The following is a 25853-nucleotide window of genomic DNA, read 5'->3' as shown; positions in this document are numbered from 1 at the left end:
CAGATCCGGATGACTGTGAGCATGGGCGACGGTCCGTGGTGCCGGCTGTGGCTAGCCTGGCGGAATGGAAGCAATCCTGGTCAGCGCGTGTCTGCGTGGGGTGCCATGCCGCTTCGACGGGCAGCACAAGGCGTCTTCGGGCATTGAGGAGGCAGTGGCGGGTCGCGAAGTCGTCTCCTTCTGCCCAGAGGTGGCCGGCGGGCTCGCGACACCGCGCCGGCCCGCGGAGCTGGTGGGCGGCGACGGGCACGATGTGCTCGACGGGACGGTGCGGGTCGTTGAGGACACGGGACGTGACGTGACCGCGGAGTTCGTGGACGGAGCACGGCGCGCACTGGCGGCGGCACGGCACGGAGGCTGCACGGAGGCGCTGTTGATGCCGCGCAGTCCGTCGTGCGGACGAGGTGTGGTCTACGACGGGTCATTCGCCGGGGAGTTGGTGCCGGGGGACGGGGTGACGGCGGCGCTGTTCGAGCGGAACGGGATCGCAGTGCGGCCCGCACCCGGAGTGTGAAGCGAGCCCGAGGCGGCTGGTTGCCTCAACCGGCCACGACCGTGAGCAGCATCGAGGGTGGTGGTTTCCTGTGGATGCCCGCCCTTTGCCGCCACGCTCAGCGAGCGCGGAGTCCGACATCCCCGCAGGACCCCGTGCTCATGAGGTCGTGGACCTGCACCGGGACGGCAGTCGACTCCGCTCGGAACGTAGCTGCCGCAGGCGGGTTCACCGGCCTCGGCCGGTGAACTACCGTCTCCGGGCATGAGCACCGAAGGCTGGCTGGCCGACACCCGCACGTCCTACGACACCGTCGCCGCCAGCTATGCGGACCAGTTGCGGGACCTCTTGGATGAAACGCCCTACGAACGCTCGGTCCTGGCACTGTTCTCCGAGCTTGTGCGAGCCACTGGCGGGGGCCCCGTCGCGGACGTGGGGTGCGGGCCGGGGCGGATCACGGCCCATCTACGAGGTCTCGGCATGGACGCGTTCGGGATCGACCTGTCGCCCGCGATGGTCGAGACGGCCCGGCGTGAGCATCCCGGCCTGCGGTTCGAGGTCGGTTCCATGACGGATCTGGAGCTGGCCGACGCCTCGGTGGCGGGCCTGGTGGCGTGGTACTCGCTGATCCACATTCCCGACGAGGAGGTCGGGCCGGTCCTTGCCCACTTCCAGCGGGTGGTGCGGCCGGGGGGCTTGGTGCTGCTCAGCTTTCACGTCGGGGACGAGTCGCGGCTGAAGACGCAGGGTTATGGGGGCCACGCGATGAAGGTCCACGTGCATCGACGTCAGCCGGCCCAAGTGTCCGCCTGGCTCGATGGCGCGGGCTTCACGGTAGAGGCGCAGATGACGCTCAGCTCGGCCGAGAGCCCGCTCGGGGGGATTCTCTTCGCGCGTCGCCGGACCGACAGTCGGCGGAGGGCAGTCGGCCACTGACATCCCGCTCCATCAACTGCCCCTGGGTTTCGGCGAGCTTGCCCACGTCAGCTCCATATGTTCCGGATCGAGGGAGGCGATGAGCCAGAGAGGTCGACTCCAGCGAAAAGAGGTCGACTGGACGCGGGCGCGCGGCTAGACCTGGGGCTATGACCTCATCGAGTTCGCCTGCATCACCGTCGCCCTTCGAAGAACTGCTGCCCGCCACGCGGCGCGGCCTCCTGCACCGCATCGCGGTGGCCCAGTCCGAGGGGAGGGCGCCCTCGCTCGTCGCGGCCGTGGTGCGGGACGGCCGGATGGTCTGGTCCGGATCACGTACCTCCGTCGACGGCCATGGCCCGGACGCCGACGTCCAGTACAGGATCGGCTCCATCAGCAAGACCTTCACCGCCGTATTGGTGATGAGGCTGCGTGACGAGGGGCTGATCGACCTCGGCGATCCGCTGGAGAAGCACCTCCCGGGCACCGCGGCGGGCGGGGCAACCATCGCCCAACTCCTCGCCCACACCGCCGGGTTGGCTGCCGAATCGCCCGCGCCGTGGTGGGAGCGGACGCCTGGCGGACTGCGCCCGGAGCTCGTCGATGTGCTGGGAGATCAGCCGCAGCTGCATCCCGCGGGCCGGGTGCACCACTACTCCAACCCGGGATACACGCTGCTCGGTTCGCTGGTGGAGGCGGTGCGCGGGGTGCCCTGGGAGGAGGCGCTGCGGACCGAGATCCTCGAACCGCTCGGCCTCCACCGCACGACCACGCAGCCGGTGCACCCCCACGCGGGCGGCTGGGCCGTGCATCCGTGGGCCGATGTGCTGCTGCCCGAACCGTCCGAGGACCTCGGTCTGATGGCCCCCGCCGGGCAGCTCTGGTCGACCGCGGCGGACCTTTGCCGCTTCGCCGTCTTCCTCGCCGAGGGCGACGATCGGGTGCTGAGCGCCGAATCGGTGGCGGAGATGCGCACTCCCGCCGTGGCGCCGGAGGCTGGTGGCTGGGACGGCGGATACGGGCTCGGCCTGCAGCTGGCTCGCTCCAGCGGCCGTGAACTCGCCGGGCACACCGGCTCGTTGCCCGGATTCGTGGCCGGTCTGTGGGTGAGCGTGGCGGACGGAGTGGCCGCCGTCGCGCTCGCCAATGCGACCTCAGGACCGATGTGCGGCACTCTGGCGGCCGATCTCGTACGGATCACAGCGGAGGCCGAGCCGCGCTTCCCGGAGCCCTGGCGCCCCCTTCCTGAGGTGGATGAGCAGCTCCTGGGGCTCACCGGACCGTGGTATTGGGGCACGACCGCCTACGGGCTGCGACTGACCGCCGACCGCGGGCTGGCTCTGGAACCGCTCCGTGGCGCAGGCCGGGCTTCTCGGTTCAAGGCTGTCGCCGATGGCGCCTGGTTGGGCCTCGATGGCTATTACCGGGGCGAGACGCTCCGTGCGGTGCGGCGGCCGGACGGCTCGGTGAGCCACCTCGACCTCGGATCGTTCGTGTTCACCCGTGAGCCGTACGGACCCGAGGCCGCGGCGGTGCCGGGCGGTGTGGACCCCGAGGGCTGGCGCGGGGTCTGACGTTTCACGTGAAACGGCCGGCGTAGGAATCTGCGGGTCTTTGTAGGCCGTGTTTCACGTGAAACACGGCCTACAACGGCTTCTTGAAGCCCACATGGGAGGCCTCGAACCCCAGCCGCTCATAGAACCGGTGAGCATCGGTGCGGGTGGCGTCTGATGTCAGCTGGACCAACTGGCAGCCCTGGCGCCCCGATTCATCGACGGCCCATTCGATGAGCCGGGTGCCGAGGCCACTGCCGCGCTCGGCGCCGTGAACGCGTACGCCCTCGATGACCGAGCGGGTCGATCCGCGCCGGGAGAGTCCGGGGACGACGGTGAGCTGGAGGGTGCCGACGACCTCGCCGCCGCGATCCGCGACCACCAGGTGCTGGTTCGGGTCGTCCGCGAGGCGGTCGAAGGCCGTGCGGTAGGGGGTGAGGTCGTCCGGCGACTCCCGTTGGGCGCCCAGCGGGTCGTCCGCGAGCATGGCCACGATCGCCGGGATGTCCTCGGGCCTCGCAGGCCTGATCACAAGATCACTCATGGGCTGGAGCGTACGCCCGGCTGCCCTAGACCGGGACGTGGAGCTCCTCGACCGTGCGGACCAGGGGCGCCAGTTCAGGGTTCTTCGCCGCTTCGTCCAAAGCCTCGCGCAGGGCCCTGTCGTTGGTGGGCCGGGCCTCGGCGAGCAGCGTGAGACCGGATTCGGTGACGTCGGTGTAGATGCCGCGCCGGTCGGTGTCGCAGAGGTACCGGGTCAGCAGGCCGCGGTCCTCAAGCCGGGTGACGAGGCGGGTGGTGGCCGACTGGCTGAGGACCACGGCGTCGGCGACCTGCTTCATCTGGAGGTGGCCGCCCGGGCCGCTGTGCTGGCGGCTCAGGACGTCGAGCAGCGAATACTCGCGCACGCTGAGATCGTGCCCCGACTGCAGAGCGCGCTCGATGTGGGCATCGATCTTGCCGTGCAGCAGGGAGAGCGCGCACCAGCCCTGGGAGAGGGCGGTGAGTGCGGGGTCCGTCGCGGCCATCTGTCCTCCTCCGGAGCGGCTTGTCATCAGGATAGTCCACGAGTGCAATAGCCAGCGCTTGCAATTAATCGGCGTCTGCAATTATTGTGGACGCCTGTAAGGCGCTCACGCAATCTCCTGGAAGGGCATCCCATGCCACTCGCGCTCCTAGCCCTCGCCATCGGGGCGTTCGGTATCGGCACCACTGAATTTGTGATCATGGGGCTGCTCCCCGAGGTTGCCGGCACCTTCGATGTCTCCATCCCCACCGCCGGATACCTGGTCAGCGGCTATGCGGTCGGCGTGATGCTCGGCGCTCCGCTGATGACCATCCTGGGCACGAAGATCACCCGCAAGCGGATGCTGATGCTGCTGATGGGCTTCTTCATCGTCGGCAACGTGCTCTCCGCGGTCGCGCCCGTCTTCGGGCTGATGCTGGCCGGGCGGCTCGTCGCCTCCCTCGCGCACGGCGCGTTCTTCGGAATCGGCTCGGTCGTCGCGGCCGATCTGGTCGCCCCCGAGAAGAAGGCCGGGGCGATCGCCATGATGTTCACCGGCCTGACCGTCGCCAACGTCGTGGGGGTGCCGATCGGCACACTCATCGGCCAGCAGGTCGGCTGGCGTGCGACGTTCTTCGCCGTCGCGGCACTCGGCGTGCTGGGCCTGCTCGGCGTCGCCAAGCTCGTCCCGGACATGCCGAAAGCCGAGGGCGTACGGCTGCGGCACGAGATCGCCGCGTTCCGCAACGTACAGGTGCTGCTCGCCATGGCGATGACCGTGCTCGGCTTCGGCGGAGTGTTCGCTGCGATCACCTACATCACCCCGATGATGACGAACGTCGCAGGATACGCCGACACCTCCGTCACCTGGCTGCTCGTCCTCTTCGGCCTCGGCATGGTCGCCGGAAACCTCATCGGCGGCCGGTTCGCCGACCGCGCGCTCATGCCGCTGCTCTACGTGTCCCTGTCCGGGCTCGCCCTGGTCCTGGCACTGTTCACGGTGGCTGCCCACGACAAGGCCGCGTCCGCGGTCGTGATCTTCCTCATCGGCGCTCTGGGCTTCGCGACCGTGCCCCCGCTGCAAAAGCGCGTCCTCGACCAGGCCGCGGGCGCACCCACCCTGGCCTCCGCAGTCAACATCGGCGCCTTCAACCTCGGCAACGCGCTCTCCGCCTGGCTCGGCGGCATCGTCATCGCGGCCGGCCTCGGCTACACCGCCCCCAACTGGGTCGGTGCCGTACTCGCCGCGTCCGCCGTCGTGCTCGCCTTCGTCTCCAGTGCGCTGGAGCGGCGTACGAACGCGGGCAGCCGGGTCGTCGCGGGCGCCGTTCCCGAGCCGGTTCGGGCCCACGCCGCGCACCACTGAATCAACTGTCAAGCACCATCAAGGAGTTACCCCCTCATGAGCGCCACCACCGTCGCCGTAGCCCCGCTCACCACCCAGGACGCGGAAGCCCTCGTTGACGCGGCCCGTTGCGCCGCAGAGACGGCCGGAGTCACCGTCGCGGTCACCGTCCTCGACGCGGGCGGCCATCTGCTCGCCTTCCGCCGGGACGACCGGGCCGTACTGATCGCCGGGGAGACCAGCACCCGCAAGGCGTACACGGCGCTCCAGCTGAACGCCCCGACCGCCGACCTGGTGGACGCGGTCCAGCCGGGCGGCCTGTTCCACACCCTGCCGACGGCTCTCGACCGGCCGCTCCTCTTCATCGCGGGCGGCGTTCCCGTTCACCGTGACGGCCGTCTGATCGGCGCGATCGGCGTGGGTGGCGGTGCCCCCGACCAGGACCACGCGTTCGCGAACGCGGCTGCGGAGGCCCTGGCCCGGCGTTGATCGTCCTTGCGTCCGTCCTCAAGTGCCTGCGGCGTCACGGCACATGGGGCGGACGATCGCACCTGTGCGCAGGCGGCTAGCCCGCGGCCACCGTCAGGGGTGCGAAGCGGCGGGTCCAGTCGCCCGGGAGAGCCGGGATGCCGTAGGTCATCACCGCGTTGAAGCCGACCGGCTCCATGCCCGAGGCCTTCAGCCAGGTCAGCAGGTCGTCGTGGCGTACATCGACATCCGTGCGCAGCGGGCGGTCGGTGCCGGCCGCGAGTGAGGCGACCAGAGCCTTCGCGGTCTCCGTGTCACGGGCGATCAGCGGGCCCACCACATGAGTGTTCATGTTGGGCCAGGCGGCCGCGAACCCGGTCAGCCCGGCTGAGTCCTCCGAGACCCGCAACTGGTCGCAGAAGGCCGGCAAGCGGGTGATCATGTGTGTGCGGTCCTGCCCGAACACCTCGGCGTCGAGCCGCAGGATCTTGGGCAGGTCATCGGCGGTCGCGGGGCGGGTCGCCACCGACGGGGCAGGGCCAGACGGCCGGAAATGACCCCTGACCATCTCGGCGCGACCGGTCGCCTCGAAGCCGAGCTCCTCGTACAGTGGGCGCCCGTTCGGGGTGGCGTGCAGGGTGAGCGGAGTGCCCTCCAGCTCCCGCAGCACGTGCTTCATCAGACGGCGTCCGACGCCCTGCCGGGCGAAGCGCTCGGCCACCAGAACCATGCCGATGGCCGAGAGACCCGGACCGTACGAGGTGACGACGCACGCGGTGACCAGGCCCTTGCCGTCCGGGGCGTCGATTCCGTATCCGGTGCCCGCCGCGAGCAGGAGCCCCCACTTGTGCTCCTCACGCGGCCAGCCCCGGTCCTCGGAGAGGTCGGCGCAGGCGATGAGGTCTTCGGTGGTCAGGCGGCGCAGGGGAAGCTCGGCGAGCGGTGAGGGCATGTGGGTCAGGTTGTCTGACGCACCGGCGCGGCGTCCACCGCTTTCCGGTTCTCGGCACGGTACTTCCGGCCACGCTTCGTCAGCCCCCACGGCTTGAGCACCGAGATCGCCGTCATGAAGAAGTACGCGCTGGAGGAGATGACCGGGGCGGCCACCAGGCTGGTGTCGGGCACGCCGGCCGCGGCCGCACCGTTGATCTCGGGCCGCAGCAAGAAGGCCGACAGACAGAGAGTGATCAAGGTCAGCCAGAACTTGATCCAGACCCAGCGGTGCCGGGCGAGCCCCCACCGGGTGCCCAGCGACAGCACGACGCCGGTACCCAATGTCAGCAGGGCAATGGGCAGCACCAGCCAGTCACCGAAGACCTTCATGGCGCGGTACGCGGCCTCGGTCATGGTGGCGGAGTCCGTGGTGTAGGCGGTGATGCCGAGCGCGAGCAGCCCGATGGTCAGGCCCAGCCAGCTCACGGAGACCGCGACATGAGCCACCAGCCAGCCGCGACGGACGGGCCGCCGGAGATGTTTCACGTGAAACGGCGTGCGGCTCGTGCGGCCGGATGCGGGGCGAGAAGGATGTTTCACGTGAAACAGCGTGCCGGTGCGGGCACACGTCAGGCGTCCGACAGGGGGAGTAACCCCACGTACTAGCCTCGGCGTACATGGCGACACTTCACCTCTTCGACCTCGACGGAACGCTCATGCGAGGCTCCGCCGCACCGGTCGAGATATCCCGGCAGCTCGGACTGCTCAGCGAGATCGGCGAGCTGGAGCGGGAGCTGTCCACAGGCCGGATCGGACCGCCCGAGTACGCGGTGCGCGTGCACGCACTGTGGTCCGGGCTCACCGAGGTGCATGTGGCGGCCGCCTTCGCGGCCGCCCCCTGGCTCATCGGAATCCAGGACGTCTGGCGGGAGATCCGTGAGCGGGGCGACTACTGCGCCGTCATCTCGCTTTCCCCGTCCTTCTTCGTGGAGCGGTTGCTCGCCTGGGGCGCCCACGCCGCCCACGGCTCCGTCTTCCCGGACGTGCCGTTCACGCGTCCCGTGGACCCGGCCGGGATTCTCAGCCCGGCCGCCAAGGTGAGCGTCATGAGCCGGCTGTGCGCCGAGTTCGGAGTCGGGCCGCGGAACTGTGTGGCGTACGGGGACTCGATGTCCGACGTGGACCTCTTCGCGGCGGTGCCCGTGTCGGTCGCGGTGAACGCGGACCACCATCTCGTGGGACTCGCCACGCATACGTACGCGGGCGACGACCTGCGCGAGGCCTACGCGCTGGTGCGCGCCGCGGGGTGAGCGGACCCGGCTAGCCCAGGTCGGGTGCGTGCATGGCCCGCACGCCCTCGATGTTGCCGTCCAGGTAGTGCCTGAGGGACAGCGGGACGAGGTGCACCGAGGCGATGCCGACGCGGGTGAACGGAATGCGGACGATCTCGTACTCCCCGCACGGCTCCTCGATCTCGGGGCCGTGCCGCAGTGAGGGGTCCATGGAGTCGAGGCGGCAGACGAAGAAGTGCTGCACCTTCACGCCGGTCGCGCCGCCGTCGGCCCCGATGTGCTCGACGGTGTCGACGAAGCAGGGCACCACGTCGGTGATCTTCGCGCCGAGTTCCTCGTGCACCTCGCGGTGCAGGGCCTCGACGACGGTGGAGTCCTCGGGTTCGACGCCGCCCCCTGGGGTGAGCCAGTACGGATCCATGCCGGGCTTGGTGCGCTTGATCAGAATCAGGTCGTCGCCGTCGAGCAGAACGGCTCGTGCGGTGCGCTTGACCACTGGACGTACGGTCATGGGAGAAATGTGGCCCGAAGGGGCCCCTGCGAAACTCCCCGGGCCTCCCCCGCCGCTTCTCAGGCCCAGTTGACCGCAGCGCGCAGCAGCCATTCCTGCGCCCGCGCGATGTGCGCGAAGCCGAGTGTGCCGGTGCGCACCGCGAGGAAATAGGTGCGCAGCGGCGGCACCGGAGGGTCGAGGAGTGCCACCACCCGGCCCTCCTCCAGGGCCGTCTCGCACAGGTAGCGCGGCAGCACCGCGAGGCCCGCGCCGGCCGCGACGGCAGCCAGGACCGCCCGTAGGTCGGGGGCGACGACCGCGCCCGCGGCGGCCGGTTTGGCGTCGAACACCGACGCCCAGTAGCGCGTCACCAGCGGCAGCGACTCGTGGACCTCCACGACCGGTATGGGCTCCAGGACCTCGGCCCCGCCGTGGCGCAGCGCGCCCGGGCCGAGCCGTGCCGCCCAGCGCACCCCGGCGACCAGCACGTGTTCCTCGTCGCACAGCGGAGTCGAGGACAGCAGCCGGCCGCGCGGACGGGCGGTGGTGATGGCCAGATCGTGATGTCCGGCGGCCAGGCCCTCCAGGGTCTCCTCGGCATTGCCGAAGGAGGCCCGCAGCGCGAGGCCCTGCGGGAGGAGCCGGGTGAGCGCGGGCAGCGCGCGCAGCGAGGTGAACTCCGGCGGACCGGCCACGTGCAGGGTGCGCAGGCCCGGCTCCTCGCTGAGGCCGGCCTCAGCGATCTCGACGAGCGCGTCCAGGTGCGGCGCGGCCCGCTGGGCCAGCTCGTCGCCGATGGTCGTCGGAGTCACCCCGCGCGCCTGGCGCAGGAAGAGGGGGCGGCCCAACTGCCGCTCCAGAGTGCGTATCTGGCTGGTCACCGCGGGCTGCGAGAGCCCGAGCAGCGCCGCGGCCCGGGTGAAGGAGCCGGCCCGGTGCACGGTGACGAACGTACGCAGCAGGGCGAGATCCATGCTGTGCCCTCCGTCCTGAACTGCCTCACGACGTCCCCGGCCGGACACAACTATAAATATGTCGATAGGTCTCTGTCGCTACCGTGATTGGACACTGACGCACAGTCAACTAGCCTTGTCCGAGCGGTTCTTGGCGCGCGAGAACCGGGGCGGTCCGAGCCATGAGGGGGGAGGCTCGGACCGTCCGTCTTGCGTAGGGGATCTGGCTGCGGGTTCCTTGCAGAGGGCTTCGCGGAACGCCTGTAGGCAGAACCGGGCGGTCTCACCCCGCCGCCCCCGCCTCGTCCAGCGCGCGTTCCACGTCCGCGATCAGGTCCGGGGCGTCCTCCGCGCCGACCGAGAAGCGGATGAAGCCCTCGGACACCGCGTCGCCGCCCCAGCGGCCGCGGCGTTCGGCCGTGGAGCGGACGCTGCCGAAGCTCGTGGCGTCGTCGACCAGGCTCAGTGACGCCAGGAAGCGTTCGGCGAAGGCGCGGTCGGGGAGGTCGAAGGAGATCACACAGCCGAAGCGCCGCATCTGTGCCGAGGCCAGGCGGTGGGAGGGGTCCGAGGGCAGGCCCGGGTAGCGCAGGCCCGTCACCTCGCCACGCTTGGCCAGTGCCTCGGCCAGGGCCAGGGCGTTCGCGGCCTGCCGGTCGGCGCGCAGGTGCAGGGTCGCGAGGGAGCGGTGGGCCAGCCATGCCTCCATCGGACCGGGGATCGCCCCGACGACCTTGCGCCACGTGCGTACCCGTGCGGCGAGGTTTGGATCGCGGCACACCACATAGCCGAGCAGAAGATCGCCGTGCCCGGTCAAGCCCTTGGTGCCGCTGGCGACCGCGAAGTCCGCGCCGAGTTCGAGGGGACGCTGCCCGAGCGGCGTGGCCAGTGTGTTGTCGACCGCCACCAGCGCGCCCGCGTCGTGCGCGGCCCGCGCGAGACGGCGTACGTCGCACACATCGAGCCCCGGATTGGAGGGGGTCTCGATCCACAGCAGCTTCGCGCCGTCCAGGTGGGCCAGTTGGGCGTCGCCGGCCGTCGGCGCGGTGCGCACCTCGATGCCGTACGCCTCCAACTGCTCGCGGACCAGCGGCAGGGCCTGATAGCCGTCGTCCGGCAGGACCACCGTGTCGCCGGAGCGCGCCTGGGAGAGCAGCACGGCCGAGATCGCCGCCATCCCGGAGGCGAAGACGATCGCCTCGGCGCTCTCGTCGGGGGACTCCAACTCGGCTATGGCCCGCTCCAGATGGGTCCACGTCGGATTGGTGTCGCGGCCGTAGGTGTACGGTCCGGTCGCCTCGCCGGGCAGATGGAAGTGGGCGGCGAACACCGGCCCGGGCAGGGTGGGTTCAAAGGCCACCGGCTCGGGAAGCCCGGCGCGTACCGATCGAGTGCCCTCACCTGTCATGCCGCACGCTCCATTTCGTTGCGGACGGCGTCGAGCAGGCCCTCGCTCGCTGCCTCCGCCATCTCCAGACAGTCCTCGAAACCTTCACGACCGCCGTAGTACGGATCGGGAACTTCCAGGCCCCCGGCCGCATTGGGGTCGTACGAGCGCAGCAGCCTCACCTTGGCGGCCTCGGCCCGGGTCGGTGCGAGGCGGCGCAGCTCCCGCAGGTGGCCCTCGTCGAGCGCGATCACCAGATCGAGCCGGGAGAACCAGGAGGCGTGGAACTGCCGTGCCGTGTGGGACGTTTCATAACCGTGCTCGTCGAGCACCGAGACGGTGCGCGGGTCGGCCGGGTCGCCCTCGTGCCAGCCTCCGGTGCCCGCGCTCTCCACCGAGACCAGGCCCGCGAGCCCGGCCCGCGCCACCTGGGCCCGGAAGACGGATTCGGCGATCGGCGAGCGGCAGATGTTGCCCGTGCAGACGAAGCAGACGGAATAGGGGGTGGCCAACGCTCAGTCCTTGTCGTCGGGCAGGACGACGTGCATCGCCCAGGACACGACCGAGATGATCAGGGCGCCGACCACGGCGGTCCAGAAGCCCTCGACGTGGAAGCTGAGGTTCAGCTTGTCGGCGAGCCACGAGGTGAGGAGCAGCATCAACGCATTGATCACCAACGTGATCAGGCCGAGCGTGAGGATGAACAGGGGGAACGACAGGAACTTCACGACGGGCTTCACGACGAAATTCACCACGCCGAAGACCAGCGCGACCAGAACCAGCGTCAGCGCCTTCTTGCCGGTGTTGTCACCGGTCAGAGTGATGTTCTTCACCAGCCAGATGGCGACCGCCAGAGCGGCCGCGTTGGCGATCGTCTTGACTACGAAATTCTTCATGGGTCTGATCGTGGCAGACCTGATCGGCACAAGCGCAGGGGCAGAGGCGATGAAAGATTTCCGGCTCGACGAGTTGGAGGCGGAGCGGGCCGCCAACGACGGGGCGTATCTGCAGTTTCTGCGCGAGCGGAACATGTCGGCGGGGCTGTACGCCTTGGACGCCGGCGCGCACGACCCTCAGTCCCCGCACGCCCAGGACGAGATCTACTTCGTGGTCAGCGGCCGCGCCTCGATCACTGTGGGCCTGGAGACGACGCAGGTCGCGCGGGGCAGCGTGGTCTATGTGCCGGCCGGGGTGGCGCACAAGTTCCATCACATCACCGAGGATCTGAGGGTTCTGGTCGTCTTCTCTCCGCCCGAGAGCTGAGGGTTGCCCCCGATTCTCCCTAGGGGTTCGGTCAGGGGAGTTCAAGGGCTGCGACGGCCCCGCTCGGCACCCTCTCGCCCCTAGCATCGAGAGTGTCGAAAGCACAGAACTCGTGAACTGACAGAAATGCCGACAGAAAGAGGTAAGGACGATGGCCGCACGGGAGATATTCGCGGGGATGCCCTGGTGGGTGAAGTGGGTCGCCGTGCCCGTCATCGCCCTGGTCGTGTTCGGCGGCTTGATCGCGAGCGTGGTGGGCTTCCTGTTCGGGCTGCTCTTCAAGGTCCTGGTCTTCGTGGCCCTGGTCGGCGGACTGATCTACCTGGTGCGCAGGTTCATGTCGTCCTCGTCCTCCTCGCACAGCGACTGGTAGCCGGGCCCGGGCGGAACACGTCATTCCGCCCGGAGCCCGCACCGGGCCGGACCAAGGCCCGGACAGATGCGGCGAGCCGCGTCCGGGGCGTGGGGGGATTAGCCCGGCCGGGGGAACGGACCTGGCCAAACCCCCTTCCGTCACGAGGTCGGCCATTAGAGTGGCAAGCCCCTGCCGCCCCTTGGGAGCCACGGGTCCTGACCGCATCCGAGTGCCGGTCCGACCGGCCCGTGCCAACGCCCCGGGGACCGCGGCGGGCGCGCGGGGGTGGCCCCCGCGGGCGGGCGTGCTGCCCGTCGGCACGCCTGGGGGTGACCTGTGGCAACGGCTTCGAATGCCGCCGTTCCTACCCTGATCGGCTCGGTCCAGCGGGCCCTGCGCCTGCTGGAAGCAGTGGGCTCCCACGCGGACGGCGCCCCCGCCAAACAGCTGGCGCGCGAGGCCGGACTGCCCCTGCCCACCGCGTACCACCTGCTGCGGACCCTGACCCACGAGGGCTATCTGCAGCGCGAGCACGGGGTGTTCGTCTTCGGTCCGGCGGCCGAGCGGCTGGCGAGCGGCGGAGCCCTGCAGAATCGTCGCAGCAAGATCACCAAATCGCTGGCCCGCTGGCGGGACTCCATCGGGGTGCCCGTCTACTTCGCTGTTTATCGCGAGGGTGAGATCGAGGTCGCCGGTGTTGCCGACACCCCTGCCGCGCCCGCTGTCGAGGAGTGGGCCGACTTCCGCGAGACCGGGCACGCCCACGCGATCGGCCAGTGCCTGCTCGGCCAGCTCGACGAACGCACCCGCGAGGACTACCTGGACCGGCACCCGGTCGAGGCGATCACGCCCTACACCGTGCGGGACCGGCGCGCCCTTTCGGACCGGCTGGCGGCTACGGAGCGTATGCAACCCGTCGTCGAACGGCAGGAGTACGCCCTGGGTACGGTCTGCGCGGCCATCCCCGTCACGGTCGGCTCCGGCGCCGCGACCATGGCCATTTCCGTACCCCTTGACCAGCAAGAACGCCTGCTGCCCGCCATTGAGCGGCTGCGCGGCGAAGTGGGAAGCCTCCTTCGTTCGGACGTGTTGTCTATCAGTATCTGAAAACTCACTCCTTGTGATCTGCTACTGCTTCCAGCACGATTGCGTCAAGAGGGCCATGGGGGATCATTCCTGGCCAGTTCCGGCTAAAGCGGGGTTCATGAGATGCGTGAATCGGTTCAGGCAGAAGTGATGATGAGCTTCCTCGTCTCTGAGGAGCTTTCCTTCCGGATCCCGGTGGAGCTGACGTACGAGGCGACGGATCCTTACGCGGTGCGCATGACCTTCCACCTTCCCGGCGACGCGCCCGTCACCTGGGCATTCGGCCGTGAGCTGCTGCTCGACGGCATCAACGGGCCTGCCGGGGACGGTGATGTGCGGGTCGAGCCCAGCGAGCCCGAGGAGCTTTCCGATGTGCACATCCGGCTCCGGGTGGGCGACGACCGCGCCGTCTTCCGGGCCGGCGCCGCGCCCCTGGTGGCCTTCCTCGACCGCACCGACAAGCTCGTACCGCTGGGCCAGGAGTGGACGCTCGGGGAGTTCGACGAGCATCTGGAGGACGCGCTCGGGCGGATCCTCGCCGAGGAGAACGCAGGCTGACCGGCTACTTCTTGCGCCGGTGGCCGCCTCCGCCGCGGACCGGACTGAGGCGTTGCGACGGGCGGGCCTCGGCGGCCGGCCGGTCCGCGGACACCACCAGGGCGGCGAGTGCCGTGGTCAGCGGCACCGAGGCGACCAGGCCGATCGACCCGACCAGCGTGCGGACGATCTCCTCGGCGACCAGCTCGCTGTTGGCCACCGTGCCCACGCTGCTCTGCGCGATCGAGAACAGCAGCAACAGGGGCAGCGCGGCGCCCGCGTAGGCGAGCACCAGGGTGTTGACCACCGAGGCGATGTGGTCGCGGCCGATCCGGATGCCCGCCCGGTACAGGCCGCGCGGGCCCATCGTCGGGTTCGCCTCGTGCAGCTCCCACACCGCCGATGTCTGAGTGACCGTCACATCGTCGAGCACGCCGAGCGAGCCGATGATGACGCCGGCGAGCAGCAGGCCGGACATGTCGATGTTCGGGTAGAGGCCGTGGATCAGGCCGGTGTTGTCGTCGGTGTTGCCGGTGAGCGAGGCCCAGCCGATGAAGAGCGAGCCGAGCAGCCCGATCAGCATCAGCGAGACGAGGGTGCCGAGGACGGCGACGGAGGTGCGTGCGGACAGGCCGTGGCACATGTAGAGCGCGATCAGCATGATGGCGCTCGCCCCGACCACCGCCACGAGCAGCGGATTGGAGCCCTGCAGCACCGCCGGGAGGATGAACAGCGTCAGGATGGCGAACGAGACCACCAGGGCGACCAGCGCCATCACCCCGCGCAGCCGGCCGACGACCACGACGGCGAGCGCGAAGATCCCGGCGAGCAGCGCCATGGGGACCTTGCGGTTCACGTCGGTCACCGAATACTGCAGGTCATGGGGTGCGTCGGGGGCGTACGCGACGATCACGCCCTGGCCCGTGTGCAGCTGGCGGGGCGAGTCGGGCTGGACGATCTCGGTGAAGGTGCGGCCCTTCTCCTTGCCCGAGGTGACCTCGACCGTGGCCTTTCCGCACAGCCCCTGCTGAGCGTTCCTGGCCTGCTGCCCCTCGGCGGTGGAGGTGTCTCCGTTCGACGGAGTCTGACCGGCGTTGACCGACTTGCAGTCCACCTTGTCCACTTTGATGACCTTGGCCTGCTGGGTCTGGCGGTCGAAGCCGACGCCGGTGCGCTGGTGCGAGGGGGCGCCGCCCGGCCAGAGCACCACGAGACCCACAAGTACCGCTGTGGAGAAAGGAATCAGCACCGCGGCGATGACTTTGCGCAGGTGCTTGGAGACGGGGGCCGCGGGGCCGTGGCTGTGCGAGTGGCCGTGCCCGTGGCCGTGTCCGCCGTGCTGTCGCGGAAGGTGCGGTTCTGGTGAGGTCACCGCCCGATCATCGCAAGAACCGAGGGGGCCCTCTGTTCAGCGCGCCAGTGATGACGCTAGCGTGGTGACACCTTTGCACACGCGGGAGCTCGGAGCACCGGGCTGAGAGGGCGCTGAAATCCGTACGAACCGTACGGGAATCGCTGCGCCGACCGCCGAACCTGTTACCGGGTAATGCCGGCGTAGGGAGTAGGTCTCATGACCATTCAGGATGCACGCACGCCTGCCTCCAGCACTGAGGAGAGCGGGAAGTCCATCGGCTGGCACAAGGGGTACGTGGAGGGTTCGCGCCCCGACCTCCGGGTGCCGGTCCGCCAGGTGCACCTCACCAACGGCAAGGCCGTGACGCTGTACGACACGTCGGGGCCGTACACCGACCCGAACGTCGAGACCGACGTCCGCCGCGGTCTCGCCCCGCTCCGGGAGAACTGGATCATCGGGCGCGGCGACACCGAGGAGTACGCGGGCCGGCCGGTCCGCCCCGAGGACGACGGCATCAAGCACACCTCGCCGCGCGGGGGCCTCAAGAACCTCGACGCGGTCTTCCCGGGCCGCCCGCGCCAGCCCCGCCGGGGCCGCGGCGGCCAGGCCGTCACGCAGCTCGCGTACGCACGCCGCGGCGAGATCACCCCGGAGATGGAGTACGTCGCGATCCGCGAGAACGTCTCCCCCGAGGTCGTCCGCGAGGAGATCGCGGCGGGCCGCGCCGTGCTGCCCGCCAACATCAACCACCCCGAGATCGAGCCGATGATCATCGGCAAGCGGTTCCTGGTGAAGGTCAACGCCAACATCGGCAACTCCGCGGTCACCTCCTCCATCGAGGAGGAGGTCGACAAGATGACGTGGGCCACCAAGTGGGGCGCGGACACGGTCATGGACCTCTCCACGGGCCGCAACATCCACACCACCCGTGAGTGGGTGCTGCGCAACTCCCCCGTCCCCATCGGCACGGTGCCGCTGTACCAGGCCCTGGAGAAGGTCGACGGCCGTGCCGAGGAGCTGACCTGGGACATCTACAAGGACACGGTCATCGAGCAGGCCGAGCAGGGCGTCGACTACATGACGGTCCACGCCGGCGTGCTGCTGCGGTACGTGCCGCTGACCGCCCGCCGCAAGACCGGCATCGTCTCGCGCGGCGGTTCGATCATGGCCGCCTGGTGCCTGGCGCACCACAAGGAATCGTTCCTGTACGAGAACTTCGAGGAGCTCTGCGAGATCCTCGCGGCGTACGACGTCACGTACTCGCTCGGCGACGGCCTGCGCCCCGGCTCCATCGCGGACGCCAACGACGAGGCCCAGTTCGCGGAGCTGCGCACGCTCGGGGAACTCAACACGATCGCCAAGCGTCACAACGTACAGACGATGATCGAGGGCCCGGGACACGTCCCGATGCACAAGATCAAGGAGAACATCGACCTCCAGCAGGAGATCTGCGAGGAGGCCCCGTTCTATACCCTGGGGCCGCTGACCACCGATGTGGCGCCCGCCTACGACCACATCACCTCCGGCATCGGTGCGGCGATGATCGCCTGGTGGGGCACCGCGATGCTCTGCTACGTCACGCCCAAGGAGCACCTCGGCCTGCCCAACCGCGATGACGTGAAGACCGGCGTCATCACGTACAAGATCGCCGCACACGCGGCGGACCTGGCCAAGGGGCACCCGGGCGCGCAGGAGTGGGACGACGCGCTCTCGGACGCCCGGTTCGAGTTCCGCTGGGAGGACCAGTTCAACCTGGCCCTCGACCCGGACACCGCCCGGGAGTTCCACGACGAGACGCTGCCCGCGGAGCCGGCCAAGACCGCGCACTTCTGCTCGATGTGCGGCCCGAAGTTCTGCTCGATGAAGATCTCCCAGGACATCCGGCGCGAGCACGGCGGGGACCTGAAGTCCGACGAGATCGAGGCCGGGATGGCGGAGAAGTCCAAGGAGTTCGCGGACGCGGGCAACCGGGTCTATCTGCCGATCGCCGACTGAGGCGATGCGGTCTTCGCGCTGCCCCGGGAGCGACCGGCTCCCGGAGCGGCGCCGCCCCACGGCCTAGTCCGGCTGGTGCTCGGGGCCCCCGAAGTCGGGGCTGGTGAAGTCCGGGCTGGTGAAGCTTGGGTGGCTGGTGGGGGAGCCGCCCTCGTCGGGGCTGTCGAAGCCCGGGCGGTCGTAGCCGAGGGTGGGGATGCGGCCGATCGGGCGGCGCGGGGCCGGGGCTCCGGGATCGACGCTCGGGTCGGCCAGCGCGTCGCGCAGGAACGGGTAGATGCCGCGTTCGAGCAGGGCGTGGCGCCAGGCCTCGCGGGCGCGGGCGAACTCCTGGGTGCGCTCGTCGGGCGCGTCCGCCTCGCTCTCCTCGTCGATGGCCACGACCTGCGTCGCGCCGTTGCGCACCGCGGTGATCAGCAGTCCGACGGCGGCGGCGAGTATCGCGGCGGCGGTCAGCGCGCCGAAGAACCAGCCCGCCGTCAGCATGGTGTCGGCGAAGGCCGGCACCGGGTTGAGCATCTTCAGGATGTAGCCGACCAGCAGGAAGATCGCGGCGGCGGTGCCGGCGAGCACCGGGGCGAGCACGGCGACGACCGCGCCGATGCCCGCGCCCGAGGGCTCCAGGCCCACGCCTTCGGCGGCGGTGAGGACGGTGTCGCGCGCGGCGGCCCCGGAGGGCGAGCGCAGTTCTTCGCGCGCCTTGACGTAGTTCTCGTACTCGGCGGCGGCCCGCTCGGTGACGAACGTACCGGCGGCGAGCACCATGGTGCGCAGTTGCACGGCGTTGAGGCGGTCGCCGATACCGGACAGCTCGGGCCGTTCATGCGCGGTGCGCAGTGCCTCGTCGAGAATCCGCTCGAACTCCGGGCGGTCCTCGGCGAGCAGGTGCGGAGCGCTGTTCATGTGCATCCCCCGATGCTCCGTAGGGCCGGGAAGCCCGCCTGATGAACGGGCAGTTGGGCGGAAACGGAGGAGAGCCTGCTACGGATAACCCGATGGTAGAGCCGCTACGGCACGGGGTGACAGGGTGTTTCCGGAAATGGCATACCCGGCGCTTTGCAGAACGCCTTCCCGGTCAACCGTCAGTCATGCAACGGAAGTTGCTGGACCAGCAGTTTTCCGGCCATGGTCACGCCGCCGTCCATGGCGATGGCAAGACCGTCGGCGTACACGTGCGGACCCTCGACCACCGGGCGCGAGTCCTCCTCGCCGTCCTCCGTGCCGACCTCGCCGAGCAGATACGGAATGGGGCTGTGGCCGTGCACGACCCGCTGCCCGCCGTACGCCGAGAGCAGCTCGCGAGCGGCCTGCGGGCCCGATTCGTCGCGGAAGGCGAAGCGCTTGGTGAACTTGCGGAACAGGTCCCAGCACTCGTCGGCGTCGCCCCGGTTGAGGATGGCGTGGACGGTGTCGTTGACCGCCTCGATGGAGTCGCCGTAATCCAGATAGGCGGTTGTGTCGGAGTGCATGAGCAGGTGGTCGTCCTCCTGCTCGATGGCGTCGAGCCGGGACATCCACTGCAGGTGTACGTCCTGGAGCCGGTCCATGTCGGCCTTCTGGCCGCCGTTGAGCAGCCAGGCGGCCTGGAAGGTGGCGGTGCCCGCACCGGAGTTGACCGGGGTGTCCGCGAACCGCTTGGCGCCGATGAGCAGCAGCTCGTGGTTGCCCATGAGGGCCTTGCAGTAGCCGCCGGCGGCCGCGGCCTCGGCGGACAGCCGCATGACCAGGTCGATGACGCCGATGCCGTCGGGGCCCCGGTCGGTGAAGTCGCCGAGGAACCAGAGGCGGGCGGTGCCCGCGGCCCAGTTGCCGGACTCGTCGATGAGGCCCTGCTCGCGCAGGGCGGCCAGGAGTTCGTCGAGGTAGCCGTGCACGTCGCCGACGACGTACAGCGGGCCGGGGCCCTCGGACGCCTCGGGGGCGACGGGTTCGACCGTCGGCAGCTTGACGGTGTCCCCCCGGTGGATCACCGGGAGGTCGCGCGCGGTCGGCGTGTAGCCCTCGGGGGGCTCGTCATCCGAATAGGTGGTCACGCCGGGCTCCGGAGCGGACGCGAAGGGCGCGGGTGCCTCCGGGTGACCGGCCGGCGGCTCCTGGCGGAAGACGTGCACCACCGGCTCCGGCCGCTCAAGAGGTTCCTCCGGCGGTGGCACGGGGGTCTGTTGCGCGTACGGCGGCACCCGGAAATCACGCAACGTCTCCGTCCGCACGGGTCCCTGACCGGCCCCCTGAGTCATCGACCCCTCCACCACCGTCGCGCCGCCGTACACCGTGGGAGCCGCCAGGTCGGGCGGGGATCCGTGGTGTCGTGCGCCCATCATAGGAATGCGCCTCATGCTGTGTGACGCACCAGGGGTGGTCAATCCGGGTGCGAGCGGCGTTCGCGGGTGGTTATGTCCTCAATGTGGCGATCCGATCCGGGCCGGTTCCTGCCCTTCGGACGATCTTGAGTCCGACGTGAGCCGGCCGGGGGTCCTCGCCCGGCCGGGAGTTCACTCCTTGTTGGGGCCGGTCTGGTCCTTGGCAGGCGAGCGGGGCGGGCTGACCGTGGTGCGCGGCGGGCGCCGCTGGGACGACGTCCGCACGATCAGTTCGGTCGGTATTACCTGCTCGATCGGGTGACCGTTGTCGATCCCTTCGATCGCGTCGATGAGCAGTTGGACGACGGCCGTGCCGATGCGCCGCGGTTTGAGCGAGAGGGTGGTGATGGGCGGTTCGGTGGTGGCGTACACGGTGGACTCGCTGCAGCACACGAGGAGCAGGTCCTCGGGTACCCGCAGTCCGTAGCGCCGCGCGGCCGCGAGCAGGTCGGTGCCGTTGGGGTCGAAGAGTCCGTACACGGCGTCGGGCCGGTCCGGGCGGGCGAGCAGCCGGTCGGCCGCGACGGCGCCCGCACAGGGGTCGTGGGCCGGGTAGGACTCGTACACCGGGTCCTGGCCGACGCGTGCGCACCAGCTCAGATAGGCCTCGGTGGACAGCCGGGTGTAGGTGTCGGTGGTGGTTCCGGTGAGCAGGCCGATCCGGCGGGCGCCGGCGGCGGCGAGATGGTCGAGCAGGTTGAGTACGGCGGCCTCGTGGTCGTTGTCCACCCAGGCCGTGACGGGCAGCGAGCCCGCCGGGCGGCCGTCGGAGACGACCGGAAGGCCCTGGCGTACGAGTTCGGTGACGACGGGGTCCTGGTCGGAGGGGTCGATGACGACGGTGCCGTCGAGGGCGACGTTCGACCAGACGTCCGCCGGGCTGCGGCGTGAGGTGGCGGGCAGGATGACGAGGGCGTAGCCGCGGGCCAGCGCGGCCGATGTCGCGGCTCTGGCCATCTCGGCGAAGTACGCGAATTCGGTGAACGTGAAAGGTTCATCCCCGTAGGTCGTCACGGTCAGGCCGATGAGGCCCGACTTTCCGGTACGGAGCGTGCGGGCCGCTGCGGATGGGCGGTAGCCCAGCCGGTCTGCGACCTCGCGGACGTGGCGACGGGTGGCGTCGGGGAGCCGGCCCTTGCCGTTGAGCGCGTCGGAGACGGTCGTGATGGAGACACCGGCGGCGGCGGCCACGTCCCGAATGCCCGCCCGCCCCAGCCGGCGACCGGTCGACCGGCTCACCTGGTGCTTCCCTGCTGCTGTCATGGCGAGCCGATAGTAGGGCGATGACGGGCGGTTGGCCCGGGTGCATATGCACGCGTTGACAGGCACGTTTCTGCATGATCGTTAGCCATCAATGGCCTTGCTATGCAAGGAAGTTGGGCGATCTGGCGTTGCAGTGGCACTTGTCGACCCGTGGGCGGCTGACAACTGTCCGATGTTTCGAAGAGGTCTCAACTCACCTTCACGGGTGATGCGCGCCACGGCGCGAGCCACCGGCGCGCGGACAGAACAGGAGCGCTCCCCCCTTCCCGTACGCCCGCCGGGAACCGGTCCCCGTCCGCTATTCGCAGGCGAGCCGAATCCTCATAAGGTGAGGAGTATTGGATGTGTACGGAGCTGTCCGCCGCGGCGGACACGGCACCTGCACGGAACGGTCGAGGAGGACCTGCGGTGAGCGAGACGAGCCCCAAGCTGCGCGCCGAGCTGGACGGCATCCCCACCTACAAGCCCGGCAAGCCCGCGGCGGCCGACGGCCCGGTCGCCTACAAGCTCTCCTCGAACGAGAACCCGTACCCGCCGCTGCCCGGCGTGATGGAGAGCGCGGTCGCGGCCGCGGGGAACTTCAACCGCTACCCGGACATGGCGTGCACCGGATTGATGAACGAGCTGGCCGAGCGTTTCGGGGTTCCCGTCACGCACCTGGCCACCGGCACCGGCTCGGTGGGCGTGGCCCAGTCGCTGATCCAGTCCACCTCGGGCCCCGGTGACGAGGTCATGTACGCGTGGCGCTCCTTCGAGGCGTACCCGATCATCACCCAGATCAGTGGAGCGACGTCCGTCCGGGTGCCGCTGACCTCCGGCGACGTGCACGACCTCGACGCGATGGCCGAGGCGATCACCGACCGGACCCGGCTGATCTTCGTCTGCAACCCGAACAACCCGACCGGCACCGTGGTGCGCCGGGCCGAGCTGGAGCGGTTCCTGGACCGGGTGCCCTCCGACGTCCTGGTGGTGCTCGACGAGGCGTACCGGGAGTTCATCCGCGACGCCGAGGTGCCGGACGGCATCGAGATCTACCGCGACCGGCCGAACGTGGCGGTGCTGCGCACCTTCTCCAAGGCGTACGGGCTCGCCGGGCTGCGGGTCGGCTTCGCGGTGGCCCACGAGCCGGTCGCCGCGGCGCTGCGCAAGACGGCCGTGCCCTTCGGCGTCAGCCAGCTGGCCCAGGACGCGGCGGTCGCCTCGCTGCGTGCCGAGGACGAACTGATGGGCCGCGTCGGCTCGTTGGTCTGCGAGCGGGAGCGCGTGTACGAGGGCCTGGTGCAGCAGGGCTGGACCGTGCCCGAGACGCAGGCGAACTTCGTCTGGCTGCGCCTCGGGGAGCGCACGGTCGACTTCGCCGCGGCGTGCGAGGCGGCGGGCGTCGTGGTCCGGCCGTTCGCGGGCGAGGGCGTGCGCGTCACGATCGGTGAGAGCGAGGCCAACGACCTGTTCCTCAAGGTCGCGGAGGGCTTCCGCAAGCAGGGCTGAGGCGGCTGGAAGGCGTCTCGGGCGGCGCCTGGGCAGGCGCTTCGAAGAACGCCTTGAAGAGCGGCCTCGAAGAGCGGCCGTGAGGAACGCCTCGGCGCGGCGGACGTCTCGGGCGGACGTCTCAGATGGCGTCGACCCGGATCGGGTCGCCGGAGCGGACCGTGGCGAGCTGCCGGGGGTCGCCGTCGATCCGGCCGAGGACATTGCAGGGACTCGCCAGCCGGCATTCGTCGCCGCGCGAGATCGGCGTGGGGCCGTACGGGAGCGCGAGCGCGTCGCCGTCGGTCCAGAACGCCACCGTCCCCGGCTCCACCACCTGGCGGGCGTCCGGCTCCCGGGCGGGGGAGACGGGGGTGTCGAAGTAGACCTCCTCGCCCCAGGTGTGGGCGGTGGAGGTGATCGGGAGTGCCCCCGCGAGCGCCTTGCTCGTGGGGGTTTCTTCGAGCGTCGCGGTGAGGCTGCCCGCGGGCCATGAGATGCGAATGCGCAGCTGGTTCTCCATGGCGCCGGATTCAACAATATGTTGAAACCCTTGGGAAGAGGGTGTCCATGCCCCGGAACCCTGCCGCCGGCTACCGCCCGCTTTAAGGGGACCCCCCTGAAGGACGTCGACAGTCAGTGCGACATAATGCTTGTGAATGTGAACGCGTTCACAAGCGTGTCCCGCTTCGTCCCGAGATCGGTGGGATTAAAGGGGCAAGCTGCGGCTATGACCACGGCGATGTAAGGAGAGTGCCGACGTGGACCTGGCTCTGGCGCCGGAAACCCTGGCGCGATGGCAGTTCGGTATCACCACCGTCTACCACTTCCTTTTCGTCCCCCTGACGATCTCGCTCGCGGCGCTTGTCGCGGGCCTGGAGACCGCCTGGGTGCGAACGGGCAAGGACAAGTACCTCAAGGCGACGAAGTTCTGGGGCAAGCTCTTCCTGATCAACATCGCGATGGGTGTGGTCACGGGCATCGTCCAGGAATTCCAGTTCGGCATGAACTGGTCCGACTACTCGCGGTTCGTCGGCGACGTCTTCGGCGCCCCGCTGGCCTTCGAGGCGCTCATCGCCTTCTTCTTCGAGTCGACCTTCATCGGGCTGTGGATCTTCGGCTGGGACAAGCTGCCGAAGAAGATCCACTGCGCCTGCATCTGGATGGTCTCCATCGGCACCATGCTGTCCGCCTACTTCATCCTGGCGGCCAACTCCTGGATGCAGCACCCGGTCGGCTACAAGCTCAACAAGGCCACCGGGCGCGCGGAGCTGACCGACTTCTGGCACGTCCTGACCCAGGACACCACCCTCGTCGTCGTCTTCCACACGCTGACCGCGGCCTTCCTCACCGGTGGCGCGTTCATGGTCGGCGTCGCCGCCATCCATCTGCGCCGCAAGAAGCACATCCCGGTGATGCGCACCTCGCTGCGGCTCGGCCTGGTCACGCTGGTGATAGGAGGGCTGCTCACGGCCGTCAGCGGAGACTCGCTCGGCAAGGTCATGTTCAAGCAGCAGCCGATGAAGATGGCCGCCGCCGAAGCCCTGTGGGACGGCCAGAACTCAGCACCGTTCTCGATCTTCGCCGTCGGCGACGTGGCCAAGGGCCACAACGACGTCGAGATCTCGGTGCCCGGAATACTGTCCTTCCTCGCCGACAGCAACTTCTCCTCGTACGTCCCCGGCATCAACGACGTGAACAAGGCGGAGCAGCAGAAGTTCGGCCCCGGCGACTACCGGCCCAACATCCCGGTCACCTTCTGGGGCTTCCGCTGGATGATCGGCTTCGGCATGACGTCCTTCGCCATCGGCCTGGTCGGACTCTGGCTCACCCGCAAGAAGTTCATGCTGGCGCCGGCGATGCGGACCGGTGAGGACGAGGTGCCGAACCTGGTGCTCTTCAAGAGCAGGGCGCTCGGCAGCCGACTGACCAAGTGGTACTGGTTCGCCGCCGTCTGGACGCTCGGCTTCCCGCTGATCGCCAACTCGTGGGGCTGGATCTTCACCGAGATGGGCCGCCAGCCCTGGGTCGTGTACGGCGTGCTGCGCACCAAGGACGCGGTCTCCCCCAGCGTCTCGCAGGGCGAGGTCCTCACCTCGATGATCGTCTTCACGCTGCTGTACGCCGTGCTCGCGGTGGTCGAGGTCAAGCTGCTGGTCAAGTACGTCAAGGCCGGGCCGCCCGAGCTCACCGAGGCCGACCTCAACCCGCCCACCAAGATCGGCGGGGACGACCGCGACCCCGACCGGCCGATGGCCTTCTCGTACTGAGGCTGAGGAGATCGAGGCATGCAACTCCACGACGTCTGGTTCGTGCTCATCGCCGTCCTGTGGACCGGCTACTTCTTCCTGGAGGGATTCGACTTCGGGATCGGCATCCTGACGAAGCTGCTGGCCAGGGACCGCACCGAGAAGCGCGTCCTGATCAACACCATCGGGCCCGTCTGGGACGGCAACGAGGTGTGGCTGCTCACGGCCGGCGGCGCGACGTTCGCCGCCTTCCCCGAGTGGTACGCGACGCTCTTCTCCGGCTTCTACCTGCCGCTGCTGATCATCCTGGTCTGCCTCATCGTGCGCGGTGTCGCCTTCGAGTACCGGGCGAAGCGGCCCGAGGAGAAGTGGCAGCGCAACTGGGAGCAGGCCATCTTCTGGACCTCGCTCATCCCGGCGTTCCTCTGGGGCGTGGCCTTCGCCAACATCGTGCGCGGCGTGAAGATCGACGCGCACATGGAGTACGTGGGCACCTTCTGGGACCTGCTCAACCCGTACGCGATCCTGGGTGGCCTGGTCACGCTCTTCCTCTTCACCTTCCACGGCGCGGTGTTCGCCTCGCTCAAGACCCTCGGCGACATCCGCGAGCGGGCCCGGGCGCAGGCGCTCAAGCTGGGTCTGGCGACGGCCGTGCTCGCGCTCGGCTTCCTGATCTGGACCCAGGTCTCGCGCGGTGACACGAAGAGCCTGGTCGCGATGGCCGTCGCGGTACTCGCGCTGGTCGGGGCGATCGCGGCCATCAAGATCGGTCGCGAGGGCTGGTCGTTCGCGCTGTCGGGCATCACGATCGCGGCCGCGGTGGCGATGCTCTTCCTGGCGCTCTTCCCGAACGTCATGCCGTCCTCGCTGAACGACGCCTGGAACCTCACGGTCTCCAACGCCTCGTCCAGCCCGTACACGCTGAAGATCATGACCTGGTGCGCGGGGGTCGCGACCCCGATCGTGCTGCTCTACCAGGGCTGGACCTACTGGGTGTTCCGCAAGCGGATCGGCACGAAGAACATCGCCGACGCGCACTGACCCCGAGGTCCTCATGGTTCAACGGGGGTGTGTTTCACGTGAAAC

The 25853-nt window shown here is 69.4% G+C and carries 28 protein-coding genes and 1 riboswitch; of the genes, 14 read left to right on the top strand and 14 right to left on the bottom strand.

Translation table 11 applies throughout. The features are described 5' to 3' along the window. Window positions 1-64: 64 nt before the first annotated feature. The 3 genes from OHA17_RS19880 (at window position 65) to OHA17_RS19870 (ending at window position 2982) form a co-directional block, all read left to right on the top strand. Window positions 65-514 (top strand): DUF523 domain-containing protein, encoded by a 450-nt coding sequence (locus OHA17_RS19880; RefSeq protein ID WP_406507707.1) that lies wholly within the window; start codon window positions 65-67, stop codon window positions 512-514. A 243-nt stretch (window positions 515-757) separates the two neighbouring features. Further along, window positions 758-1429, top strand: coding sequence for a class I SAM-dependent DNA methyltransferase (locus tag OHA17_RS19875; protein WP_406507706.1), 672 nt, complete (start codon window positions 758-760; stop codon window positions 1427-1429). A gap of 149 nt (window positions 1430-1578) precedes the next feature. Beyond that, window positions 1579-2982 carry a serine hydrolase domain-containing protein gene (locus OHA17_RS19870; RefSeq protein WP_406507705.1) on the top strand — a complete coding sequence of 468 codons (1404 nt, stop codon included), beginning with the start codon at window positions 1579-1581 and terminating at the stop codon, window positions 2980-2982. Window positions 2983-3052: 70 nt separating this feature from the next. Here OHA17_RS19870 and OHA17_RS19865 read toward each other — a convergent pair whose 3' ends face one another. Together OHA17_RS19865 and OHA17_RS19860 are read right to left on the bottom strand one after the other, a co-directional pair. Next, entirely contained in the window at window positions 3053-3505 is a 453-nt protein-coding gene (locus OHA17_RS19865; protein ID WP_406507704.1) for a GNAT family N-acetyltransferase, read from the bottom strand. 25 nt (window positions 3506-3530) lie between these two features. Further along, entirely contained in the window at window positions 3531-3989 is a 459-nt protein-coding gene (locus OHA17_RS19860) for a MarR family winged helix-turn-helix transcriptional regulator (protein WP_406507703.1), read from the bottom strand. A 132-nt stretch (window positions 3990-4121) separates the two neighbouring features. Between OHA17_RS19860 and OHA17_RS19855 the strand changes: the two genes are divergently transcribed. Together OHA17_RS19855 and OHA17_RS19850 are read left to right on the top strand one after the other, a co-directional pair. Continuing rightward, a complete protein-coding gene (locus OHA17_RS19855) occupies window positions 4122-5333 on the top strand; it encodes an MFS transporter (protein WP_406507702.1) in 1212 nt (403 codons plus the stop codon). A 36-nt stretch (window positions 5334-5369) separates the two neighbouring features. Beyond that, window positions 5370-5801, top strand: coding sequence for a heme-binding protein (locus OHA17_RS19850; protein ID WP_406507701.1), 432 nt, complete (start codon window positions 5370-5372; stop codon window positions 5799-5801). A 76-nt stretch (window positions 5802-5877) separates the two neighbouring features. On the opposite strand, the gene OHA17_RS19845 is transcribed toward OHA17_RS19850, so the two are convergent. Together OHA17_RS19845 and OHA17_RS19840 are read right to left on the bottom strand one after the other, a co-directional pair. Continuing rightward, window positions 5878-6732 (bottom strand): GNAT family N-acetyltransferase, encoded by an 855-nt coding sequence (locus OHA17_RS19845; RefSeq protein ID WP_406507700.1) that lies wholly within the window; start codon window positions 6730-6732, stop codon window positions 5878-5880. A 5-nt stretch (window positions 6733-6737) separates the two neighbouring features. After that, on the bottom strand, window positions 6738-7259 hold the full coding sequence (locus tag OHA17_RS19840; protein WP_406507699.1) for a DUF2269 domain-containing protein: 522 nt from the start codon (window positions 7257-7259) through the stop codon (window positions 6738-6740). A 131-nt stretch (window positions 7260-7390) separates the two neighbouring features. Between OHA17_RS19840 and OHA17_RS19835 the strand changes: the two genes are divergently transcribed. Beyond that, complete coding sequence (locus tag OHA17_RS19835) at window positions 7391-8023, top strand: HAD family hydrolase (RefSeq protein ID WP_406507698.1); 633 nt, start codon at window positions 7391-7393, stop codon at window positions 8021-8023. Window positions 8024-8033: 10 nt separating this feature from the next. Here the strand turns inward: OHA17_RS19835 and OHA17_RS19830 are convergent, their stop codons facing one another. The 5 genes from OHA17_RS19830 to OHA17_RS19810 all read right to left on the bottom strand — a co-directional run bounded on the left by OHA17_RS19830 (window position 8034) and on the right by OHA17_RS19810 (window position 11734). Then, window positions 8034-8516, bottom strand: coding sequence for an NUDIX domain-containing protein (locus OHA17_RS19830; protein WP_053724685.1), 483 nt, complete (start codon window positions 8514-8516; stop codon window positions 8034-8036). Between the two features lie 59 nt (window positions 8517-8575). Then, window positions 8576-9472 carry a LysR family transcriptional regulator gene (locus OHA17_RS19825; protein WP_406507697.1) on the bottom strand — a complete coding sequence of 299 codons (897 nt, stop codon included), beginning with the start codon at window positions 9470-9472 and terminating at the stop codon, window positions 8576-8578. A gap of 262 nt (window positions 9473-9734) precedes the next feature. After that, window positions 9735-10859 (bottom strand): cystathionine gamma-lyase, encoded by a 1125-nt coding sequence (locus tag OHA17_RS19820; protein WP_406507696.1) that lies wholly within the window; start codon window positions 10857-10859, stop codon window positions 9735-9737. Then, a complete protein-coding gene (locus OHA17_RS19815; protein WP_406507695.1) occupies window positions 10856-11350 on the bottom strand; it encodes a low molecular weight protein-tyrosine-phosphatase in 495 nt (164 codons plus the stop codon). The genes OHA17_RS19820 and OHA17_RS19815 overlap by 4 nt, the downstream gene beginning before the upstream one ends. A gap of 3 nt (window positions 11351-11353) precedes the next feature. Beyond that, window positions 11354-11734 (bottom strand): phage holin family protein, encoded by a 381-nt coding sequence (locus OHA17_RS19810; protein WP_406507694.1) that lies wholly within the window; start codon window positions 11732-11734, stop codon window positions 11354-11356. A 49-nt stretch (window positions 11735-11783) separates the two neighbouring features. On the opposite strand from OHA17_RS19810, the gene OHA17_RS19805 reads away from it, so the two are divergent. The 4 genes from OHA17_RS19805 to OHA17_RS19790 all read left to right on the top strand — a co-directional run bounded on the left by OHA17_RS19805 (window position 11784) and on the right by OHA17_RS19790 (window position 14100). Continuing rightward, window positions 11784-12101, top strand: a complete 318-nt coding sequence (locus OHA17_RS19805; protein ID WP_189965740.1) for a cupin domain-containing protein — start codon at window positions 11784-11786, stop codon at window positions 12099-12101. A gap of 151 nt (window positions 12102-12252) precedes the next feature. Then, entirely contained in the window at window positions 12253-12474 is a 222-nt protein-coding gene (locus tag OHA17_RS19800) for a DUF5326 family protein (RefSeq protein WP_398874293.1), read from the top strand. 318 nt (window positions 12475-12792) lie between these two features. Continuing rightward, window positions 12793-13563 (top strand): IclR family transcriptional regulator, encoded by a 771-nt coding sequence (locus OHA17_RS19795; RefSeq protein WP_398874290.1) that lies wholly within the window; start codon window positions 12793-12795, stop codon window positions 13561-13563. A 102-nt stretch (window positions 13564-13665) separates the two neighbouring features. Continuing rightward, a complete protein-coding gene (locus OHA17_RS19790; protein ID WP_398874289.1) occupies window positions 13666-14100 on the top strand; it encodes an SsgA family sporulation/cell division regulator in 435 nt (144 codons plus the stop codon). Window positions 14101-14104: 4 nt separating this feature from the next. Here OHA17_RS19790 and OHA17_RS19785 read toward each other — a convergent pair whose 3' ends face one another. Beyond that, window positions 14105-15451, bottom strand: a complete 1347-nt coding sequence (locus OHA17_RS19785; protein ID WP_053724678.1) for a YibE/F family protein — start codon at window positions 15449-15451, stop codon at window positions 14105-14107. Window positions 15452-15522: 71 nt separating this feature from the next. Further along, window positions 15523-15657: riboswitch (TPP riboswitch) on the top strand. Here OHA17_RS19785 and thiC point away from each other — a divergent pair. Next, entirely contained in the window at window positions 15650-17428 is a 1779-nt protein-coding gene (gene thiC, locus OHA17_RS19780) for a phosphomethylpyrimidine synthase ThiC (RefSeq protein ID WP_398874284.1), read from the top strand. (Overlaps the previous riboswitch by 8 nt.) 63 nt (window positions 17429-17491) lie before the next feature. Here the strand turns inward: thiC and OHA17_RS19775 are convergent, their stop codons facing one another. From OHA17_RS19775 to OHA17_RS19765, 3 genes are all read right to left on the bottom strand, one after another. After that, on the bottom strand, window positions 17492-18337 hold the full coding sequence (locus tag OHA17_RS19775) for a hypothetical protein (RefSeq protein ID WP_406507693.1): 846 nt from the start codon (window positions 18335-18337) through the stop codon (window positions 17492-17494). 173 nt (window positions 18338-18510) lie between these two features. Continuing rightward, window positions 18511-19665 carry a metallophosphoesterase gene (locus OHA17_RS19770; RefSeq protein WP_406507692.1) on the bottom strand — a complete coding sequence of 385 codons (1155 nt, stop codon included), beginning with the start codon at window positions 19663-19665 and terminating at the stop codon, window positions 18511-18513. Window positions 19666-19920: 255 nt separating this feature from the next. Next, window positions 19921-21051: a LacI family DNA-binding transcriptional regulator gene (locus OHA17_RS19765; protein ID WP_053724675.1), complete on the bottom strand. Its 1131-nt coding sequence runs from the start codon at window positions 21049-21051 to the stop codon at window positions 19921-19923. A gap of 408 nt (window positions 21052-21459) precedes the next feature. Between OHA17_RS19765 and hisC the strand changes: the two genes are divergently transcribed. Then, on the top strand, window positions 21460-22539 hold the full coding sequence (hisC, locus tag OHA17_RS19760; protein WP_406507691.1) for a histidinol-phosphate transaminase: 1080 nt from the start codon (window positions 21460-21462) through the stop codon (window positions 22537-22539). A 121-nt stretch (window positions 22540-22660) separates the two neighbouring features. On the opposite strand, the gene OHA17_RS19755 is transcribed toward hisC, so the two are convergent. Next, a complete protein-coding gene (locus OHA17_RS19755; RefSeq protein WP_398874276.1) occupies window positions 22661-23041 on the bottom strand; it encodes a cyclophilin-like fold protein in 381 nt (126 codons plus the stop codon). 238 nt (window positions 23042-23279) lie between these two features. Between OHA17_RS19755 and OHA17_RS19750 the strand changes: the two genes are divergently transcribed. Then, a complete protein-coding gene (locus OHA17_RS19750) occupies window positions 23280-24788 on the top strand; it encodes a cytochrome ubiquinol oxidase subunit I (RefSeq protein WP_406507690.1) in 1509 nt (502 codons plus the stop codon). Between the two features lie 18 nt (window positions 24789-24806). Beyond that, window positions 24807-25808, top strand: a complete 1002-nt coding sequence (gene cydB / locus OHA17_RS19745; protein WP_406507689.1) for a cytochrome d ubiquinol oxidase subunit II — start codon at window positions 24807-24809, stop codon at window positions 25806-25808. Window positions 25809-25853 lie beyond the last annotated feature (45 nt).

It is taken from the genome of Streptomyces sp. NBC_00212, assembly GCF_045206365.1.
In the GTDB taxonomy this organism is placed as follows: domain Bacteria; phylum Actinomycetota; class Actinomycetes; order Streptomycetales; family Streptomycetaceae; genus Streptomyces.
This window is presented reverse-complemented; position numbering and strand designations above follow the sequence as displayed.